1 protein-coding gene is annotated in these 1122 nt (G+C 59.1%); it reads left to right on the top strand.

Annotation, left to right across the window (positions count from 1 at the left end; translation table 11 throughout):
- Nucleotides 1-188 precede the first annotated feature (188 nt).
- Nucleotides 189-1109 carry an IS110 family transposase gene (locus LB564_RS31440; RefSeq protein ID WP_224542911.1) on the top strand — a complete coding sequence of 307 codons (921 nt, stop codon included), beginning with the start codon at nucleotides 189-191 and terminating at the stop codon, nucleotides 1107-1109.
- The last annotated feature ends 13 nt before the right edge of the window (nucleotides 1110-1122 follow it).

Here is a 1122-nt window from a genome sequence, read left to right as displayed (position 1 = left end):
AGGATCCTGTGTGTTTTTGCCATGCTATAGTTGAGGTGGGAAGGAGACCGACAGGATCCTGGTCGTCCTTTGGAGGACAGGCCGTGGCATGGCTCGGTCCCTTCCCACCGGTGAACCATCAACCTGAACAGTTGCACGGGGCTGTTAGCAGCAGACCTCGCACCACAGGAAGAGGCGTGGACATGATAATGCAGAACTATGTCGGCTGCGACATCTCCAAGCAGTGGCTCGATTTTTTTGATGAGGCAAGCAGCCGTTGCCAGCGCATCGACAACCAAGCCGATGCGATCGCTGCCTATGTGGCAGGCCTTCACCCCGGCCGAGATTTTGTCGTCATGGAGGCAACAGGGGTCCATGACCGGCTGCTGCGACATGCGCTGGCCAAGGCAGGCGTGGCGTTCTCGCGGCACAATCCGACACACACTCACCACTATGCGAAGTCGACGGCACGGCGCGCCAAGACCGATCCTCTCGACGCCAGGATGTTGAGCGGCTACGGCCGTCGCTATCACCCTGAAGCCGAGCCGGCGCCGCACGAAGAAAGTGAACATCTTCAATCGCTTGCCCGCCACCGCGACCAACTGGTCGATATCAGGGCAAGATTGAAGAAGCTTCGCAGCGAGGCCTTCGATGAGATTGTCATCGCCGAACTCGAAGAGCTGATCGCCAGCTTCAACACACGCATTAAGGCGCTCGAGAGCCTGATCGCCGAAACCATTCATCAAGTCGAGGATACTGCTCGCGACAACGCGCTGATGGTCTCCGTGCCTGGTGTCTCCAAGATCACCGCGTTATCTCTGCTGGCGCACCTGCCCGAACTCGGCCAGCGTTCACCCAAGTCGATCGCGGCACTCGCCGGCCTTGCCCCTTTCGACAACAAGAGCGGCAAGCTCAATCGCAGGAGCCAGATCCAGGGTGGCCGAGCGCGCGTGCGCCGTGCCCTCTACATGGCTGCGCTGGGCGCCATCCGAGCCTGTGATCGCTTCCGAGTTTTCTACAGTGCCATCGCAGCCCGATCAGGGTCAAAGAAGCTCGCCATCATTGCCGTTGCAAGGAAGCTCCTCGTCGTCCTCAACGCCATCATCCGTGATAAAAAAGCATTCGCATGAACACAGTTGCCAT

The organism is Mesorhizobium sp. ES1-6 (assembly GCF_020164775.1).
In the GTDB taxonomy this organism is placed as follows: Bacteria; Pseudomonadota; Alphaproteobacteria; order Rhizobiales; family Rhizobiaceae; genus Mesorhizobium.
Note: the sequence above shows the minus strand (reverse complement) of the source record. Positions and strands in the feature narration are given on the sequence as shown.

Bases quoted from the DNA above. Each gene is read 5' to 3' on its own strand.
- LB564_RS31440 (WP_224542911.1), top strand. From the start codon at position 189: ATGCAGAACTATGTCGGCTGCGACATCTCCAAGCAGTGGCTCGATTTT.